The 17,334-nt window shown below is 39.3% G+C and carries 18 protein-coding genes; 7 read left to right on the top strand and 11 right to left on the bottom strand.

Translation table 11 applies throughout. The annotated features are described in order from the left end of the window. Window position 1 precedes the first annotated feature (1 nt). Genes dapA through SJPD1_RS07155 form a run of 5 tightly spaced genes read left to right on the top strand, consistent with a single transcriptional unit; the run spans window position 2 to window position 3,926 of the window. On the top strand, window positions 2-895 hold the full coding sequence (gene dapA / locus SJPD1_RS07175; RefSeq protein WP_096046613.1) for a 4-hydroxy-tetrahydrodipicolinate synthase: 894 nt from the start codon (window positions 2-4) through the stop codon (window positions 893-895). Beyond that, window positions 895-1,662 (top strand): enoyl-ACP reductase, encoded by a 768-nt coding sequence (locus SJPD1_RS07170; RefSeq protein ID WP_096046612.1) that lies wholly within the window; start codon window positions 895-897, stop codon window positions 1,660-1,662. Before dapA ends, SJPD1_RS07170 begins: the two co-directional genes overlap by 1 nt. Beyond that, the gene (gene pgsA / locus SJPD1_RS07165; RefSeq protein ID WP_096046611.1) at window positions 1,659-2,201 is read left to right on the top strand and encodes a CDP-diacylglycerol--glycerol-3-phosphate 3-phosphatidyltransferase; all 543 of its coding nucleotides are present in this window, start codon (window positions 1,659-1,661) and stop codon (window positions 2,199-2,201) included. Before SJPD1_RS07170 ends, pgsA begins: the two co-directional genes overlap by 4 nt. After that, window positions 2,201-3,259: an RIP metalloprotease RseP gene (gene rseP, locus SJPD1_RS07160; RefSeq protein WP_096046610.1), complete on the top strand. Its 1,059-nt coding sequence runs from the start codon at window positions 2,201-2,203 to the stop codon at window positions 3,257-3,259. Before pgsA ends, rseP begins: the two co-directional genes overlap by 1 nt. Beyond that, window positions 3,249-3,926, top strand: coding sequence for a YggS family pyridoxal phosphate-dependent enzyme (locus SJPD1_RS07155; RefSeq protein WP_096046609.1), 678 nt, complete (start codon window positions 3,249-3,251; stop codon window positions 3,924-3,926). The genes rseP and SJPD1_RS07155 overlap by 11 nt, the downstream gene beginning before the upstream one ends. Here SJPD1_RS07155 and SJPD1_RS07150 read toward each other — a convergent pair. The 3 genes from SJPD1_RS07150 to SJPD1_RS07140 all read right to left on the bottom strand — a co-directional run bounded on the left by SJPD1_RS07150 (window position 3,919) and on the right by SJPD1_RS07140 (window position 6,680). Beyond that, window positions 3,919-5,295: a diguanylate cyclase gene (locus tag SJPD1_RS07150; RefSeq protein WP_096046608.1), complete on the bottom strand. Its 1,377-nt coding sequence runs from the start codon at window positions 5,293-5,295 to the stop codon at window positions 3,919-3,921. The genes SJPD1_RS07155 and SJPD1_RS07150 overlap by 8 nt on opposite strands. 50 nt (window positions 5,296-5,345) lie before the next feature. Further along, the gene (locus tag SJPD1_RS07145) at window positions 5,346-6,005 is read right to left on the bottom strand and encodes a DUF1847 domain-containing protein (protein ID WP_096046607.1); all 660 of its coding nucleotides are present in this window, start codon (window positions 6,003-6,005) and stop codon (window positions 5,346-5,348) included. A gap of 69 nt (window positions 6,006-6,074) precedes the next feature. Then, entirely contained in the window at window positions 6,075-6,680 is a 606-nt protein-coding gene (locus tag SJPD1_RS07140; protein ID WP_096047815.1) for a hypothetical protein, read from the bottom strand. A 65-nt stretch (window positions 6,681-6,745) separates the two neighbouring features. Here SJPD1_RS07140 and SJPD1_RS07135 point away from each other — a divergent pair, with 65 nt between their 5' ends. Beyond that, the gene (locus tag SJPD1_RS07135; RefSeq protein WP_096046606.1) at window positions 6,746-7,351 is read left to right on the top strand and encodes a MarC family protein; all 606 of its coding nucleotides are present in this window, start codon (window positions 6,746-6,748) and stop codon (window positions 7,349-7,351) included. A 111-nt stretch (window positions 7,352-7,462) separates the two neighbouring features. Here SJPD1_RS07135 and SJPD1_RS07130 read toward each other — a convergent pair whose 3' ends face one another. From SJPD1_RS07130 to SJPD1_RS07115, 4 genes are read right to left on the bottom strand one after another with little or no spacing between them, the layout of a single operon-like run. Beyond that, window positions 7,463-8,542 carry an ABC transporter permease gene (locus SJPD1_RS07130; protein ID WP_096046605.1) on the bottom strand — a complete coding sequence of 360 codons (1,080 nt, stop codon included), beginning with the start codon at window positions 8,540-8,542 and terminating at the stop codon, window positions 7,463-7,465. Continuing rightward, window positions 8,539-9,657 carry an ABC transporter permease gene (locus SJPD1_RS07125; protein WP_096046604.1) on the bottom strand — a complete coding sequence of 373 codons (1,119 nt, stop codon included), beginning with the start codon at window positions 9,655-9,657 and terminating at the stop codon, window positions 8,539-8,541. The genes SJPD1_RS07130 and SJPD1_RS07125 overlap by 4 nt, the downstream gene beginning before the upstream one ends. Further along, window positions 9,654-11,267 (bottom strand): ATP-binding cassette domain-containing protein, encoded by a 1,614-nt coding sequence (locus tag SJPD1_RS07120; protein WP_096046603.1) that lies wholly within the window; start codon window positions 11,265-11,267, stop codon window positions 9,654-9,656. Before SJPD1_RS07120 ends, SJPD1_RS07125 begins: the two co-directional genes overlap by 4 nt. Window positions 11,268-11,274: 7 nt before the next feature. Next, window positions 11,275-12,432, bottom strand: coding sequence for an HlyD family secretion protein (locus SJPD1_RS07115; RefSeq protein WP_096046602.1), 1,158 nt, complete (start codon window positions 12,430-12,432; stop codon window positions 11,275-11,277). A gap of 130 nt (window positions 12,433-12,562) precedes the next feature. Between SJPD1_RS07115 and SJPD1_RS07110 the strand changes: the two genes are divergently transcribed. Then, entirely contained in the window at window positions 12,563-13,864 is a 1,302-nt protein-coding gene (locus SJPD1_RS07110; RefSeq protein WP_096046601.1) for a TolC family protein, read from the top strand. A 30-nt stretch (window positions 13,865-13,894) separates the two neighbouring features. Here SJPD1_RS07110 and SJPD1_RS07105 read toward each other — a convergent pair whose 3' ends face one another. The 4 genes from SJPD1_RS07105 to SJPD1_RS07090 form a co-directional block, all read right to left on the bottom strand. Then, window positions 13,895-14,335 (bottom strand): ankyrin repeat domain-containing protein, encoded by a 441-nt coding sequence (locus SJPD1_RS07105; RefSeq protein ID WP_096046600.1) that lies wholly within the window; start codon window positions 14,333-14,335, stop codon window positions 13,895-13,897. Next, complete coding sequence (locus SJPD1_RS07100; protein WP_087438593.1) at window positions 14,332-14,829, bottom strand: thioredoxin domain-containing protein; 498 nt, start codon at window positions 14,827-14,829, stop codon at window positions 14,332-14,334. Before SJPD1_RS07100 ends, SJPD1_RS07105 begins: the two co-directional genes overlap by 4 nt. Window positions 14,830-14,938: 109 nt before the next feature. Next, the gene (gene fumC, locus SJPD1_RS07095) at window positions 14,939-16,330 is read right to left on the bottom strand and encodes a class II fumarate hydratase (RefSeq protein ID WP_096046599.1); all 1,392 of its coding nucleotides are present in this window, start codon (window positions 16,328-16,330) and stop codon (window positions 14,939-14,941) included. A gap of 93 nt (window positions 16,331-16,423) precedes the next feature. After that, a complete protein-coding gene (locus SJPD1_RS07090; protein WP_096046598.1) occupies window positions 16,424-17,296 on the bottom strand; it encodes a VIT1/CCC1 transporter family protein in 873 nt (290 codons plus the stop codon). Window positions 17,297-17,334 lie beyond the last annotated feature (38 nt).

The following is a 17,334-nucleotide window of genomic DNA, read 5'->3' as shown; positions in this document are numbered from 1 at the left end:
AATGCAACAGGCGTTACAAGGAGCGATGACCGCTCTTATCACACCCTTTAAAAATGGAAAACTCGATGAAGTTCAATATGCAAAACTGATAGAAAGACAGATTAAAAATGGTATAGATGTTGTTGTACCGGTTGGAACAACAGGTGAAAGTGCAACACTGGATCATGATGAACACCGACGTTGTATTGAAATTGCCGTTGACGTCTGTGCAAATAGCGATGTTAAAGTCCTTGCAGGTGCTGGAAGTAATGCAACCCATGAAGCGATTGGTTTAGCGAAATTTGCACAAGCACATGGAGCGCATGCCATTCTTTCTGTTACTCCCTACTATAACAAACCAACGCAAGAGGGTCTTTTTCAACACTATAAAGCAATTGCAGGTTCTGTTGATATTCCTGTGCTTTTGTATAATGTTCCAGGACGTACAGGCTGTGACTTGCTCCCCGATACTATCTTTAGACTCTTCGAAGCATGCCCAAATATCTTTGGCGTTAAAGAAGCAACCGGTTCGATTGATCGCTGTGTAGATTTGCTTGCACATCAGCCAAAACTCTCTGTCTTTAGTGGTGAAGATGCTATTAACTACCCTATCCTTTCCAATGGAGGTTCAGGTGTCATTTCCGTCACATCAAATATTTTACCTGACCAAATTGCAGAGCTTACACACTTAGCACTCAAAGGTGATTTTCATGGGGCTAAAGCCATTAATGACTCACTGTATGAAATTAATAAAACACTTTTCTGTGAAAGTAATCCAATTCCTATCAAAGCGGCAATGTATATTGCTGGTTTACTTGAAACACTGGAATATCGTTTACCACTGTGTGCCCCAAGTAATGACAATATGAAACGCATTGAAAATACACTTAAAAAATATACGATTAAAGGATTTTAATGAAGGGAAAAACACTTGTCATTAGCGGCGGTACCAGAGGTATCGGTCAAGCCATTGTTCATGAATTTGCCCAAGCAGGTGTGAATATTGCATTTACGTACAATTCAAATGAAGCGTTAGCACAAGAACAAGTGAAAGACTTAGAAGAAAAATTTGGTATTAAAGCCAAAGCATATCCTCTCAATATTTTAGAACCAGAGACCTACAAAGATCTTTTTTTAGAGATCGACAAAGATTTTGATCGTGTAGATTTTTTTATCTCTAACGCGATCATCTCTGGCCGTCCAGTGGTTGGTGGATACACCAAGTTTATGAAACTTAAACCTCGTGGTATCAACAATATCTTTACGGCAACCGTCAATGCTTTTGTCGTGGGTGCTCAAGAATCAGCTAAACGTATGGAAAAAGTAGGAGGAGGAAGTATTATTTCTCTTTCTTCTACGGGTAACTTGGTTTATATTGAAAACTATGCAGGTCATGGCACGGCAAAAGCGGCTGTTGAAACGATGGTTCGTTATGCCGCAGCAGAACTTGGTTGTAAAGGTATTCGCGTCAATGCCGTGAGTGGTGGGCCTATTGAAACCGATGCCCTAAGAGCTTTTACAAACTATGAAGAGGTTCGTGATATCACCGCTAAACTTTCACCTTTAGGTCGTATGGGGCAACCACAAGACTTAGCTGGAGCATGTTTATTTCTTTGTTCAGATAAAGCATCGTGGATTACAGGGCATACAATGCTGATTGATGGTGGTACAACGTTTAAATGATGAATCTTCCAAACCTTCTAGCCTCTATGCGTATTGGCTTAGCACCACTGATGTTTATCCTTTTAGTCAATCGTGATTTACCCTTGTTTAGAGGTTTACATGTAAGTTGGTTGGATTATTTTGCCGCACTTATTTTCGTTATTGCAAGTGCAACGGATTTTTTTGATGGCTACATTGCACGCAACTGGAATCAAAAAACTCAACTGGGTGCTATTCTGGATCCCCTCGCCGATAAAATGCTTACATTAGCGGCATTTTTAGGGCTTATGATGATTGACCGTGCTAATCCTTGGGCAATTTTTCTCATCCTAACACGTGAATTTTTTATTACAGGACTTCGTGTTGCGGCAATGGGTGAAGGTAAAAATATTGCTGCGAGTATGGCTGGTAAAGTCAAAACTGTTTTTCAGATGATTGCTATCGGTTTTTTAATGATGAATTGGCCTTACGCAGAGTTACTTTTGTGGGTTGCTGTTGGACTTACGTTGTACTCTGGATATGAATATATCATCGGTTATACTAAAAAAGAGAGTCATTGATGGGTACACTAACCTCCATATTGGTTCTCTCATTTCTTATTTTTTTTCATGAATTAGGGCATTTTCTTGCTGCACGTTTTTTTGGTGTTCACGTTGAAGTTTTTAGCATCGGTTTTGGGAAAAAAATCTTTTCAAAAATTGTCGGTAATACTGAGTATTGTCTGAGCCTTATTCCTCTGGGTGGCTATGTACAGATGAAGGGGCAAGACGATCGTGATCCAACAAAAGTCAGTTATGATACCGATAGTTATACGACCAAATCACCATGGAAACGCATTATTATCCTTTTTGCAGGTCCATTTGCGAACTTCTTACTTGCTTTTTTACTTTTTATTGCAGTAGGTACGATGGGAGTGACAAAATTTGCCCCGATTATTGGTAAGATTAGCCCAAACTCCCCTGCTTTAGAGGCAGGTCTCCAAGAAAATGACCGCATTGTCATGATTAATAATGAACTTATTGAAACATGGGATGAAGTGAGTATGCTCATTCAGAAAAATAGTGGTTCTATGCACATGAAAGTTGAGCGAGCAGGCAGTGTACAAACAATTATTTTGACGCCTAAAATTAGTGAATATAAAAATATGTTTGGTGAGACAAAACAGAAGAAAATGATTGGTGTTCTTCCAAGTGGCAAGACCATTGAAATGGTTTATAGTGCCAGTGAACTTCCAGGATTTGCTTATGAACAAACTATGAAGGCAACCACACTCATTTTAACCAGTCTTCAAAAACTTGTGGAAGGAGTTGTTTCGCCTAAAGAATTAGGTGGGATTATTTCTATTGTTCAAGTTACCTCCGAAGCGAGCGCTGCTGGTCTTGTGGCACTTTTTGCTTTAACAGCACTTATTTCTGTGAACCTTGGTGTTCTTAACCTCTTACCGATTCCTGCTCTTGATGGTGGACATATTATGTTTAATGCCTACGAAATGCTGACCAAAAAAGCACCGAGCGAACGTGTGTTAACCGCAATGACATCCATGGGATGGGTCTTTTTACTTAGTCTTATGGCTCTCAGTATTTTTAATGATATTTACAGGCTAACCAATGGAAACTAAAAATTTTGTAAATACTTTGGATGATATTCTCACACGCGTTGAAAAAGCGCGTTTGAGTGTCGATCAACACCTGATTGTCAAAATCGTTGCAGCAAGTAAAAGCGCTGATCCTTCCATGATTGAAGCGATGTACCATGCAGGTCAACGTTGTTTTGGTGAAAATAAAATTCAAGATATGAGTGACAAAGTTCATGCACTTGCACACCTCCCACTTGAATGGCATTTTATCGGGCGTTTGCAAACCAATAAGATCAATCAGCTCATCGATTTAGAGCCTTCATTAATGCACTCGTTAAGCTCTTTAGAACTTGCTCAAGAGATCGACAAACGTTTACATGTAAAGAATAAAACTATGAACGTTCTGCTTCAGATTAATAGTGCGTATGAAGAACAAAAAGCGGGCGTTCTACCTGAACAGGCAATCGAAGTGTATGAACAAATAAGCCTTACATGTAAACACCTTCAGCTTAAAGGTGTCATGAGTATTGGAGCACATACTGAAGAGTCTTCTATTGTTCAAAAGAGCTTTGAAACCACACATAAAATCTTTGAATCTTTACAAAATCATGGTGCAAAATATTGTTCAATGGGTATGAGTGGAGATTTTGAATTAGCGATTGCTTGCGGTTCTAACATGATTCGTTTAGGAAGTATTTTATTTAAATAGACGGTGAAGAAGAACAGCAAATCGTATCACGACCTGTATTTTTTGCTTCATACAATGCATCATCAGCATGTGATATTAGCGAATAAGGCGTATCTTTATCTGTTAATGTTCGTATACCGACGCTGACCGTATGATGTTCATGGGTCGAAAAAATACCTGTATGAATTGCCATTTGAATACGTCTAGCAATATTTAAAGCTTCATCTTCGTTACTTTGTGGACAAAGCACTAAAAACTCTTCTCCGCCCCAGCGTCCAATCTTATCATCAGAGCGAATACTTTTCTTAATAAGGTCTGCCATTTCGATCAAAACCTTGTCACCAATAGGATGACCAAAAGTGTCATTGATACTCTTAAAAAAATCAAAATCAATCAATAATATAGAAAAAGGATACTTCATGGCTTTAGCACGTTCAACATGCATAACTAACTCTTTTTCGATCTTCATACGATTATACATTTTGGTAAGAATATCTGTTTCTGAAAGGTACACTAACTCTTTAGTATATTTTTTGAGCTCATAGTAGCGCCATAAAAACAATAGACCTAATACCATAAACCCAAAAATAATTTTGAAAAGTAAACTATAATCGTAAACGGTTTGAGCTTGAATTGCAACATACTTATTGACGATATTCGCTCGATCTTCAGCACTAATTGTTGCAATACCTTTATCTAAAATGTCCCGAAGCATCGGTTCACTTTGTATGACTCCCATACGCATTTTATTGATATAATCAGGTAATTGCCCTGCAATTTTCAGATTAAACATTCCTTCTTTTTTCAGTGTATATGCCGCAACAATGAGTGAGCGCATTGCAATATCTGCTTTTTTGTTGGAGACCAGTTGAAAAGCTTCCATCTCAGAGTGTGTGGTGATAATGTTGAGATTTGGATACTCTGTGCGTACAAGCTCTTCCATTGCTGTGCCTGTTGGGAACACAATACTTTCATTGATCAAATCATGCGGATCACCAATAAAAGCGTGCTCTTCACGTGTAATAAACACGTTAGGATCACTAAAATGTGGTTTTGTAAACAAAAGCCATCTATCTCGATAAGGCGTTTGATTGAGAAAACTAATCATTTGACATTTACCTGCTTTTGAATAAGCAATACTCTCGTCCCAATCTTTTGTATGTACGATAGTGATCTTAAGCCCAACACGTTGCGCAACTAAATGCAAAAGATCAGCTCCAATACCTGTATAATTCCCTTTTTGATCTATCATCTCAAAGGGTTCCCAATCGGGATCGACACAGACATTAACAGTACCTAAATTTTTAAGATAGTTATTTTCATCCAACGATAGTTCAACACCTAAAAGAGAAAATGGTACGAAAAATATCATCATTATCCAAAAATACATTTTGTATTTTCCGCCTTTCAATGCTCTCACTATGAATAGTGTATAACCAATTAATACACTTTAGGTGTTAAAAGTTTTTTATAATACGTCTGCGTTAAATGCAGTGCAGCGATAGGGTTGTGCCCTAAAACTCGATCTTTGACTACAAGATACGTTGTGGTAGCTTTTGCATATTTTATAAACAATGAATCATGCCCTACACATAGCCCCATGATAACATTAATATCTGTCTTTGCTTTATTAAGATATTTGGCTTGTAGAACAGGATTGCACATCGGCTCAAACGTATTGGGGCGAATTTTTTGTTCTTCAGTAAGTCCAATATCACATTTATCGCGGGAACCTACTTTACAAATTGCCATAAAAACATCAAATCCATTCACCTTAAGAATCTCAGCAAAGATTTTAGACTCGGCTGCCAAGCCAACACAGGATGCAATACCAATTTTCTTTGCATCAATACGCCTTGCAAAAGCTAATATTTCTTCAACACGCGTCAATTGCCCATAGTATTTGCCTTCAATATCTGCTGCCGCCAATGCAATTTTGCGATCCATTCCCTCTTCTTCTTTATAACAGGCAAGAGATTCTTCCAGCATCTGCTCATCAACATTGGTCGTTAAACAAAACTTTGGATATCGGCTATCATGTTTATGGCAATTCAATGTTCCACATTCAGCGCAACTGAGCTCTTTTTTTTCTTCATTCATTTTCTATACCTTTATAATTTATAATGACAATTATAACGTAAACGAAAGACTAAAATTGACCGTTTTGCTTTACATGTAAAGGTATTTGCCATATAAACTGAGGTAAACACCCAGTAATTCTTTAAGACCTTGACTTAAAAGTGCCGTCTCTTCTTCGTTAAATAAAAACTCTAAAAGTTTACCATGTAAAGACTCTCCAAAAGCGACTAAACGCTCAGGCGTAAAGTTTTGAGTATCTTCTTTACCTAAGATAAAAAAGAGTGCAAGAGCACGGTTGAGTCCAGAAACATAGGCTAAAAAATTCTCATAGATGCTTTTTTCAACGGGTTCAAGTTGCGAGAGAAAAAGGTCTAAAGAGACACTCAAAAAGCCTTTCTTTTTAGGAAAGTTAACATTGAGAAGGGTCATAAAAAGAGTTTTTTTCGCCTCTTGAAGTGGCTTTGGTATGATGGATTCAAACAGAGAATCAAGTGCTTGAATGCCCTCTTTACAACTAGAAGGAATGTTTAATCCCTGTCGTGACATCAAAGAGCCAATCTGCGCTTGTGTAAATTTAGTAGGCGAGTACACCTCTAAGTCGGCAAGGGTTTGAATCAAGAGTGCATAAAAAGTTCGCTCTTGCTCATTTTCACTTTTGGCTAAGTATTCGGTTAGGTAAAGGATCTCTTTTTTCATGACCCTATTCTGCCAAAGAGGAACTGAAAAAGTGCTATAATGCCAACTCTTTTTAAGGAGCATGCATGATTCACCTCTCTACTTTTTTTGCGATTTATGTCAAATTCTTTTTCATTATGACACCATTTTTTGTCACGACTATCTTTTTGTCGATGACCAAAGGGATTGATGAGAGCGATAAAAAGCGTCTTGCAATTAAAGTGACTTTGGCTATTTCCATCACCTGTCTTATTATTCTTTTTTTCGGAAAATATATTTTTGAACTTTTTGGCATTACTCTTGATGCATTTCGTATTGGTGCAGGTGCATTACTCTTTTTAACCGCTGTTGACCTAGTACAAAAAGACATCAACGCTGAACCTACCTGTAAAGCTGATATCTTAAAACATGCCGTTGTACCTTTGGCAATTCCTGTTACCGTTGGACCTGGAACCGTGGGTGCTTTAATGGTCATGGGAGCCGATATGGATGGCTTTGAAGACCTTATTTTAGGTTCAAGTGCACTTTTAGTGGCAATCTTCAGCATTGGATTGTTATTGTATCTCTCAGGGCATATTGAAAAGCTCATTGGACGTACGGGGCTTGTTGTCTTTAGTAAAGTCACAGGACTGGTTCTTTCTGCACTTTCAGCTCAACTTATTTTCACAGGTATCAAAAACTTCTTACATTAATCTTTACATGTAAAACATATCACATCATTCTGCTAACGATAGTCGGAAAGCTTCAGAACCGAGTGTAACGTAGCCAAACAAGCAAACCTTTGCTTGTTTGGCGTTATCAAATTAAAATAACCGCCCAATTCTTCTAAAACCAATAACATAAAGTACACTTCCCACGATAGTTACCCCTAAAAAATACGGATAAAGTTCTAAAAATGGTGTTCCTCTAAAGAAAATACTCTCTGTTCCTTCGATGTAATAACGCAGTGGAGAGATCAATGAAAACTTCTGTAACAGTGGGTGCATTGCATATATGGGTGTCCATGCGCCGCTGAGAAAAATAAGGGGTAACATGATGACGATGGAAAGTTGGGCGACTTGCATCACATCTTTCGCAATCGCTGCAATGAAAAGTCCAATGCCCGCTCCTGTGAAAGCATAGAGAAAACTTAGCAGTAAAAAGGCAAAAAATGAGCCATTAATGGGTGTATTGAACACTCCAAAAATCACAAAGCCCACCGAGATAACAATACCAACCATGACGATAATTACCTGCGAAAAAGACTTCGCTAAAATGATAACCTTTGCATTCACTGGCATCAAAAGCATAATGTCCCATGTCCCCTCCTCTTTCTCTTTCACAAACACGACCGCGGTTAAAATGACCGATAAAAGGGTTGTGATCGAGAGCAATTCCGTCAATGCCATAAAGGTGTGATTGTCTGCGTTTTCATTAAAGAGTTTGTGTGTCACGAGTTCCACAGGAAAAGAACGTGCTGTGAAATTAATCGCAATATTTTGCAAATAACTTAGAGCCGTAAAGGCTTGTGATGCTGCCGTGGCATCGAGTAAAACATGCAAAGTAGTCGCATGATTTTTACGAAAATTTTGCTCAAAGGTATCATCAAATACTAAGCCTACCATGATCTCTTTATCAAACACCGCTTGGGAGAGTTTTTCTTGTGACTCAAAGAAAATGGGTTTTAAAAATTCTGGTGCATGGAAGTAACTCAAGAACTTCTGACTCAGCCCTCCTCCACTACTATCTACATACCCAACGGCAATATTGCGGGGTTTAAGCTCAATACCACTGCCTGCAATATAGACTTCAAAACTAAAGGCATAAAGGACAACAAAAACCAACTGCCATGAACGTATGAAACTGAGTAACTCTTTGCCCACAACAGCCCAAAATATTTTCATTTGAGTTCCTTTTTCAGTAAGAAACTTCCAAGAGTCAGCATAAAAAAAGCATAAAAAGCCAAAATAACAATGTACATTACCGTTTTGGACGAAGCAAGCCCTTCCCCCACTAAAAAGACATCGTAGAGAATATGGTTATAGTACATTACCGGAAAAATGTGCGCTTCATAGCGTGAAACACCGATCATTGAAGAGATCGGCATCAAAATCCCTGAATATAAAAACCCAGGTATAATGGTCACAATGACCGTCAAAACCACCGCGACAATTTGAGTGCTTGTCACAATAGAGATTAGCATTCCAATAGAGAGACTAATCATCAAATAGAGCTCAGACGTGAGCCAATAGAGCAAGAAGCTGCCCCGAAATGGCACTTCAAACAGATAGGTTGCCCAAAGAAAAAGAATGAAAATATTGATGGAGTGCAGTAAAAAAACAGGAATAAGTTTGGCGGCAATAAACTCACCTTTAGACAGTGGCGATGCATAAAAGTTAAAAATTGTCCCCCGCTCCTTCTCTTTAACGATCAAAAGGGCAGCTAAAATAGCAGGAGCAATGAGCAAAACAAGCCCAATCAGACCAGGAACGATGGCATCTTCATCACGCATCGCTTGGTTAAAAAGGGTGCGTTGGTTGATGTTAATCGTTGGAGCATTGCCACCTAAGCGCTCCAGCATCTGACTGGCAGCATCGAGGACAACACCTTTGACATAACTCTCCATTGTTGAACCTCGCATCGGAAACGCGGCATCGACAAAGACACCAATTTGTGTAGATTGACCATGTAAAAGTCGCTTCTCAAAGCTCTCAGGAATGATGATCAAAATGTCGCTTTTAGCTTTATGAATTTCATCCAGTGCCTTGGCTTCACCTCGTTTTTCAATGGTTGCATCAAAGTATTTTGAGTGTTCAAACTTACTCACAAGAAGCTGAGAATAATGGCTCTGATCGTTATCAATAATGAGTGTGCGTGCTCCTGTAACTTCCATGCGAATACCATACCCAAAAAGTACCAATACCATCGTTGGCATCAAATAGACCATAATAATCAAGCGTGATCGTACAATCTCCGTGAGTTCTTTAAGCACATACGCTTTGATGACGCCCAGTTTCATCGGTAATACTCCAAGAAAATCTCTTCAAAACTTTGTGCTTTAGGGTGCTTGGCATAAAACTCTGCAATCGTATGATCGGCAATCTTTTTACCTTGACGCAACAACACCACACGATCACAAAATTCCGCTTCACTCATGTAATGCGTGGTAATCAAAATGGCGATTTCCCAGCGCTCTTTGAGAAGTTTTAACAGCTCCCAAAACTTCGCTCTCGCAATAGAATCAACCCCCGAAGTCGGCTCATCTAAAAACAAAATCACTGGTTCATGCAACAGTGCAGAGGCAATTGAAAAACGCTGATTAATGCCCAGTGGCAGCTCTTGTGGCATTGAGCTTAGAAATTCGTCAAACCCAAGTTCTAACGCATAACGTGCAATACGACTTTTAGCAACATCGTTTGCAATACCCCGCATCGAAGCGGCATAGAGCAGATTTTCTTCCACACTCATGTCATTATAAAGCGCAAAATGCTGACTTACATAGCCAATGCTCGCTTTGAGTGCTTGGCGATCAACTTGGGTTTGAATAGACTTTCCAAGAAGTGTTAACTCGCCTCCATCAATCGGGTAAAGTCCTAAAAGCATTTTAATAAATGTCGTTTTTCCTGCACCATTGGCACCCAAAAGCCCTAAAATTTCACCTTTATGGAGTGTCATATCGACATCTTCATTGGCAATAAAATTGCCAAAAACTTTGGTTAATCCTTTGGCTTCCATAACAATATCCGGTAAATCAATGGTTTGTTCTTTATTGGTAATCTCAATGATGGGCATTTTTCTGCCTCTTTGAAGGGCATTGACAAAAAAAAGTGCTTCAAGGGTTGGTTCGATATGTTTTTCCTCTAACGCGCCAAGACAATACGTTACATGCAAGGTGTGAATGCAAGGTTCTTCTGTTTGGATACCCTCAACATAACTCATAGAGCGAACAGAGTCTATCAGTTCGCTTGAAGTACCTTGCGCGATGATTTCTTGCTCATCGAAAAGTAAGATTCTGTCCATCTTGGCAGCTTCTTGCATGTATGCCGTACTAATGATGGAAATGGTTCCTTCGCTTTTACGTATTTCATCCAAAATTTCCCATAACTCAATACGACTGAGCGGATCGACACCCGTGGTCGGTTCATCCAAAAGCAATAGTTTAGGACGGTGCAAAAGAGTACAGATAAGAGAGAGCTTTTGCATCATACCACCACTTAGTTTTCCTGCTTGGCGATCTTGAAAGGCATCCAGCCCTGCCATTTTTAAAAGGCGAAGCTTGTATGATTCAAAGACACTGTCTTGATGAATGTTATGGATATTGGCAAAAAAACGAAGATGCTCATCAATGGTTAAGAGTTCATACAATACTAACCCAATCCCCTGTGGCATCAGTCCAATGGAGGCTTTAAGCGGTTCAGCCTCTTTAGGTGAATGGTATGTCACTCCATTAAAGGTGACATTTCCCTTAAACGGAATAACCCCCGCTATCGCATGAATGAGGGAGCTTTTACCCGCACCATCCGCACCGATAAAACCGATGATTTCACCCTCGTGTGCCGATAAATTTGCTCCAGCAATGCCTAAACTTTTTTTATGATGGACACTGACATTATCAACGTTCAATTCCATATTAGACTCATTCAGGAACGTTGTTTAAACTTTTTGGTAAATTCTTACCATCCATGGAAACAACACCAACGGCAGGAATACCCAGTTTCAGGGTCGGCTGTGGTGAAAGTGGCTTTACATGTAAAGCAAAAACCCTCTGAATTCGGTCACTCGGAACGCTGACCTCTTTGGGGGTAAATTCTGCTTTTTGCTCGATGCGCACGACTTTTGCAGGAATGGGCTCATTGGGTTTTCCATCTAGAAAGATGACGGCATCATTGCCAACTTGAAGGTTTCCATTTTGTTTGGTATCGACAAAGATTTTTAGATAAAGGGAGTTTGGATCAAGCAAGGTAGCAACAACGCTTCCAGCCCCAACGACTTCACCTTGATTGGCAATTTTTTCCACGACAACGCCATCCACTGAAGAACGCAATGTCATCTCATTTAAGACTGCTTCGATTTGCGTTTTGGACGCTTCTAACGCTTTTAAGGATGATTTGAGCGCTTCGATACCTTGTTGCATTGCCTGCAATGTTTTCTGATGTGCTGTTGCCTCAATGAGTTCGCTATTAGCAACATTGATTGCAAGGCTGAGTTGCTCTCTTTTTTGATGCAATCCTGCGAGTAAATCCCCACTGGTTTGAAATTTTAGCGCTGCGGTTTCTACTTGACGTTTTTCGATAAGATTTTGTTCAAACAAGTTTTTCATACGCTCAAAATCATGCTTATCTTGCGCTAAAATACTGGTTTGTGAAGCAATATTTTTATCAAGTTCCGCGCGTTGATGTTGTTTAATAGCAAGATTGTCTTTGGCTTTTGAAAGTGTTTCAGGAATGGTTTTAGAAGCAATTTCAAGCTCTGTAACTTTGGCATTTAGCTCTTGTACCCTAGCACCAATTTGCGCCTCAATTTGTGCTTTTTGCGCTTCATACTCTTCGCTTGAAAGCACGGCAACTGTTTGATTGAGTGCTATTTTTTGTCCCTCTTGAATGTTTAAAGTGGTAATTCGCCCTGCATACTTGGCATTTAAATTAATCAAATCACCATCCATACGTCCAGAACCTTGAACTAAATTGGCTGCAAGCGTTGGAGCAATGAGCTTATTAATAATCAGCCCTAACGCGATTAAGACCAAAGCTAAAATAGCCACACCTAGACGATACTGTTTGATTTTTTCTAACATTCACGCTCCTTGGTTGAAGAGTAAACTATTATATAACTTCTTTGGTATATTTTTACCTAAATTAAGAGCAATTTAACGCTATTAGCAATACTATTAACACTATAATCATGATGTTTCGCAAGGACGGTTCATGCGACGTTTACTGCTACTTTTATTTCCTTTGTGTCTTTGGGCACAAACATACACGGAACTTTTAAATTTGTTGGAGAAAAGTAATAGCTATAAAAGTGCTAAAGAGCTTGAAGGTGCCTCCGAATCACTTTACCAAGCAGCACTAGGCAAAAACCTTCCAACCTTGGATGCCACACTAAGCGCTATTGAGTTTAATGAAATTCCCAACATGACGCTCCATCTGCCCTCTTTTCCTGTAACCAAAGCCGATGTGGGTACACGTAGACATCTTGAGGGTGCACTGATTTTAAGCTATCCCCTTTTTACGGGGTTTGCTATCTCTGCAAGCATTGATAAAGCCCGCTTTGAAAATGAGCAAGCTACGCTTAAACTGACCAACCTTAAACGCAATCTTGCCATGCACGTTACCCAACTCTTTAGTGCTATCATTACCGAAGAGAAGGTCATTGATGCGTTAAAAAGCTCAGAGTTTGCCATCAATCAAGCGTATCAAAAAGCCAAAGGATTTTACACCAATGGACTTTTAGCTCAAAGCGAACTTTACGCAATCGAAGCCAAAAAATATGACATTGAAGCACAACTCCTTCACCATCAAAATCAAAAAAGACAGCTTCTCAACCAGCTCTCACTGATCGTTAATACCAAAATAGAGACACTCCAAGCCAACTCCCTTCAAATCCTTGAAATACCAAGTGGCAATGGAGCAAAAGAGATCGCATTAAATGAACGTGAAGATTTACATGTAATGGCAAAAGCGATTGATGTCGCGCAAAGTAGTGTTGAACTTGCAAAAAGTAAAAATTACCCCACGATTGCGATGGTAGGTGTTTTAAAAGGGCAAGGTGACTCACTTGAGCTCAATGGTGATGGATATACTAATGCCGATAAAAGCTATGTGGGACTGAGTGCTTCATGGAATCTTTTTAATGGATTTAGTGATGCGCACACGATTGATGCAGCACGCGCTTCTAAGATGTCTGCTTTTTTCAACTTAGAAGAATACAAACAACAAGTCACTCTTGAGGTAGAAAATACAGAGCTTGAGATTAAAACACTTGATGCCGAGCTTCAAAGCGCCAAACTCGAAGAAAAAGCAAGTGAATCCTATACCAACCTTACGCAAGGACGCTTTGATAACCAACTCATTAGTGCCGATGAACTCAGCCGTGCGATTGCTAATTTGGCTACAACCAAAGCTAAAGTAGCAACCCTTCAAAGTGAGCTATTTAACCAAAGTGCACGCCTCTGGCTTGAGTGTGGCTGGAACGTTTTTGAGAAAAAAGTCCTCTCTCAAAAGTGAGCCAACTATCTTTACATGTAAAGATAGTTTTTAGCGAATACTCGCTTTAAGCATCTTGTAAATCGTTGGCGTACTGGCAAGATCAATCGCTTGAAAACCATCTAAATTAGAGATGGACGTATCGGCATGAAACGCCAATAAAAGCCTCGTCATCTCCTCTTTCCCTGAACTTGCACAATACATCAACGCCGTCACGCCATTGTCATTTTGACTATCCAGTTGGATGCCCGCTTTGACTAAAAGCTTCACACAAGCAAAATCCCCACCGAAACAGGCATTCCAAATGGCGGTATTGCCATCTATGTTTTTAAGCTCCAAATCTACTCCCGCCTCGATGAGCTCTTTGGTAACGTAACTATTGGCTTCCCGTACCGCTTTCATCAGCGCAGAGTTACCATACTTACCAACGAAATTTAGATTATTGGCATCATAGCCATTAGCTGAAAGCCAAAGTAAAGTTTGCTCACTCATGCGCCCATCCAAGTCTCATGTACGTGCCCTTTTTTCTTGAAATGAATCGCTTCATCAAGCTTTGTCTCAAACATCTCAAGATCAAATGCATCTTCAACATCCTTGGTGATCTCTTTATAGACAAATTGACCATCTTTGTTGATGATAAAAAGAGATTTTGCACAGAGTGTTTCATCAATATAAACCCCAAATTTCTTTGAAAATTCTACAAAATCAACAGATGAATTTTCTATATTGACCTCTTCTTCTAATTTGGTACTACAGATAAGATAAATAAATGCTTGTTCTTGGTATTTCTCAATGATATTTAAAAGCTCTTTACTCAATGAATTTTGAAAAGGTAAGGTGATCATCACTTGCACTTTGGTTGCCATCATACCGATGACTTTCATCTCACCATTGAGCATTTCTAAAATGATTGCAGGAGCCTCTGAGCCTATTTTCCGCTCATTTTTCAATAATGGTTTGCTGACACCTTTGATGATTGTTTCCATAATCACTCCTTAAAAATTTAAAGGAGTTTATGCAAAAGGCATACCGTAGTCACAAAACTATTACATGTAAAGCGTAGTAGCAAAAAGAAGTTACTACGCTCTACATTTTTTACGCTTTAGGATGGATCATTTCAGAAGGAATGACATAACGATCAAACTCTTCTGGTGTCAAAAGTGAAAGTTTCACACATGCCTCTTTAAGACTTGAATGCTCTTTATGCGCTAATTTGGCGACTTTTGCTGCATTTTCGTAGCCGATATAGGGATTAAGTGCCGTGACGAGCATTAATGAATTGTGAAGATTGAACGCAATCTTTTCGCTATTGGCTTCAATACCTTCCACACAATGTATTCTAAATGACTCCATCACATCGCTCAAAAGCCTGACTTGTTGCAAAAAATTGAGGATAATAACTGGTTTAAAGACATTGAGTTCAAAGTTTCCTTGACTTGCACCAAAGGCAATAGCAGTGTCAGCACCAAATACTTGACAGGCGACCATCGTTACCGCTTCGGCTTGAGTCGGATTGACTTTACCGGGCATAATGGAACTTCCTGGTTCATTTTCAGGAATAGAGAGTTCACCGATGCCACATCTTGGACCTGAAGCCAACCACCTAATGTCATTGGCAATTTTCATCAAGTTTGCTGCTAAGCCTTTATTGGCACCACTTGCAAAGACAAGGGCATCATGGGATGTTAAAGCATGAAATTTATTGGGAGCTGAGACAAAATGTTTCCCTGTCAGTTTGCTCAGCTCTTCACTGACAAATTCGCTGAGTTTGGGGTGCGCATTAATACCTGTTCCTACAGCTGTGCCTCCAATCGCAAGTTCACGTAAAGATTCCAGTGCTTGTAAAATGTGCGAAGAAGAGTGTTCTAACATACTTCGATACCCGCTAAACTCTTGTCCAAGCGTCAGGGGTGTTGCATCTTGTAAATGTGTTCGACCAATCTTAATGATGCCAGCAAACTCATTTTCTTTCGCCTGTAGTGCTTCCTTGAGCTTTTCAAGTGAAGGAAGCAGTTGCTCTTCTATTTCAATAACACTGGCAATGTGCATGGCTGTTGGAAACGTATCGTTTGAGCTTTGAGACATATTGACATGATCATTAGGATGGATGAGTTTTTCTTTTCGGAAATCTCCTCCTAAAATCTCAGTTGCACGGTTAGCGATAACTTCGTTTAGGTTCATATTGGTCTGTGTACCACTACCTGTTTGCCAGATGGCAAGAGGAAATTCACCATCAAATTTGCCAGCAAGAATTTCATCACACGCTTGAACGATCGCCTCTGCTTTTGTGCCATCCAGTTTTTTCAGTTTTTGATTAACCGTTGCTAAAGAGCGTTTTAAAAGAGCAAAGGCTCGGATAAGCTCTTTTGGCATCTTTTCTGTACCTATTTTAAAATTTTCCAAACTTCTCTCAGTTTGAGCTCCCCAGTAACGCTCATTAGGAACTTTGATCTCACCCATAGTATCTTTTTCAATTCTATAATCCATAGTAACTCCTTTATCTCATATGAGTCATTATGGCACAGGCAAGTTTTAAAAAAATCTCTCTTTTAAAATTACATCAAAATTCTATCATTCATCTTATATTTCAATGCCAAAATAGTGTTTAACCACATAACCAATACCAAATGAGATCAGCGCAACACCAAAGGTAATATAAGACATTTCACGCACACGTAGCCAAAACGACAAGTCTTTTGCGACCGAAATATAAAAATTGTATAAAAAAATGGTTAATATTGCTCCAATAAACATCCAAATAATCGCTACAGATATCTGATTTATGATAAAAAAAGGCGCAACAAGCAGTGCTGTTGTCAAAATATACGAAATGCCTGTATAAAGAGCATACGTCAAGGGTTTGACTTCATCCCCTATATTTTCTTTGGATTCCAAATAGGCAGAACCTGCCATCGACAGTGCTGCTGCAATACCCATAATAAGCCCCGTAACGCCCACAACGATACTTCGATCAAATGCCAAAGCAATACCACTGAGTGTCCCTGTTAACTCAACTAAGGCATCGTTCATTCCTAAAACGATGGCACCCGCATAGAGGAGCTTCTTGTCATGTAACATGTCAATGAGCTCTATTTCATGGTGCATCTCTTGCTCAAAAATACCTTGTGCTTTCGGATCAATGGCGATAAGCTCTTGGTAAAATGCTTTAGCACCCTCCTCACGTTTTTCTAAAAATTTGAGGGTAAAAGAGATACCTACGATTTTAGATAAAAAAAGATAGAAAAAAACAACATGAGGGCGAGGTTGCAGTTCTTTTTGCGTATACATTTTAAGGTAGAGGTAATGTCTTTTCTCTTCATCGGCAATTTTTCGAAAAATAATTTGATTGGCTCCATTCTTATCAGACGTGGAAAGCATACTGTAAATTGTAAAATCATCAAGTTCATTTTGTTGCTGTTTCAATGCCTTTTTGACGTTGATACCGTGTGTCATTTTAGCTCCTTTGCCATTTTATACTCAAACATTATACT

Origin of the sequence: Sulfurospirillum diekertiae, assembly GCF_002309535.1 — a bacterium.
In the GTDB taxonomy this organism is placed as follows: Bacteria; Campylobacterota; Campylobacteria; order Campylobacterales; family Sulfurospirillaceae; genus Sulfurospirillum; species Sulfurospirillum diekertiae.
Note: the sequence above shows the minus strand (reverse complement) of the source record. Positions and strands in the feature narration are given on the sequence as shown.

Coding starts and splice junctions, on each gene's coding strand:
- pgsA (WP_096046611.1), top strand. CDS start 1,659: ATGATGAATCTTCCAAACCTTCTAGCCTCTATGCGTATTGGCTTAGCA.
- SJPD1_RS07120 (WP_096046603.1), bottom strand. CDS start 11,267: ATGGAATTGAACGTTGATAATGTCAGTGTCCATCATAAAAAAAGTTTA.
- dapA (WP_096046613.1), top strand. CDS start 2: ATGCAACAGGCGTTACAAGGAGCGATGACCGCTCTTATCACACCCTTT.
- SJPD1_RS07105 (WP_096046600.1), bottom strand. CDS start 14,335: ATGAGTGAGCAAACTTTACTTTGGCTTTCAGCTAATGGCTATGATGCC.
- SJPD1_RS07150 (WP_096046608.1), bottom strand. CDS start 5,295: ATGTATTTTTGGATAATGATGATATTTTTCGTACCATTTTCTCTTTTA.
- SJPD1_RS07170 (WP_096046612.1), top strand. CDS start 895: ATGAAGGGAAAAACACTTGTCATTAGCGGCGGTACCAGAGGTATCGGT.
- fumC (WP_096046599.1), bottom strand. CDS start 16,330: ATGGATTATAGAATTGAAAAAGATACTATGGGTGAGATCAAAGTTCCT.
- rseP (WP_096046610.1), top strand. CDS start 2,201: ATGGGTACACTAACCTCCATATTGGTTCTCTCATTTCTTATTTTTTTT.
- SJPD1_RS07130 (WP_096046605.1), bottom strand. CDS start 8,542: ATGAAAATATTTTGGGCTGTTGTGGGCAAAGAGTTACTCAGTTTCATA.
- SJPD1_RS07115 (WP_096046602.1), bottom strand. CDS start 12,432: ATGTTAGAAAAAATCAAACAGTATCGTCTAGGTGTGGCTATTTTAGCT.
- SJPD1_RS07145 (WP_096046607.1), bottom strand. CDS start 6,005: ATGAATGAAGAAAAAAAAGAGCTCAGTTGCGCTGAATGTGGAACATTG.
- SJPD1_RS07155 (WP_096046609.1), top strand. CDS start 3,249: ATGGAAACTAAAAATTTTGTAAATACTTTGGATGATATTCTCACACGC.
- SJPD1_RS07135 (WP_096046606.1), top strand. CDS start 6,746: ATGATTCACCTCTCTACTTTTTTTGCGATTTATGTCAAATTCTTTTTC.
- SJPD1_RS07140 (WP_096047815.1), bottom strand. CDS start 6,680: ATGAAAAAAGAGATCCTTTACCTAACCGAATACTTAGCCAAAAGTGAA.
- SJPD1_RS07110 (WP_096046601.1), top strand. CDS start 12,563: ATGCGACGTTTACTGCTACTTTTATTTCCTTTGTGTCTTTGGGCACAA.
- SJPD1_RS07090 (WP_096046598.1), bottom strand. CDS start 17,296: ATGACACACGGTATCAACGTCAAAAAGGCATTGAAACAGCAACAAAAT.
- SJPD1_RS07125 (WP_096046604.1), bottom strand. CDS start 9,657: ATGAAACTGGGCGTCATCAAAGCGTATGTGCTTAAAGAACTCACGGAG.
- SJPD1_RS07100 (WP_087438593.1), bottom strand. CDS start 14,829: ATGGAAACAATCATCAAAGGTGTCAGCAAACCATTATTGAAAAATGAG.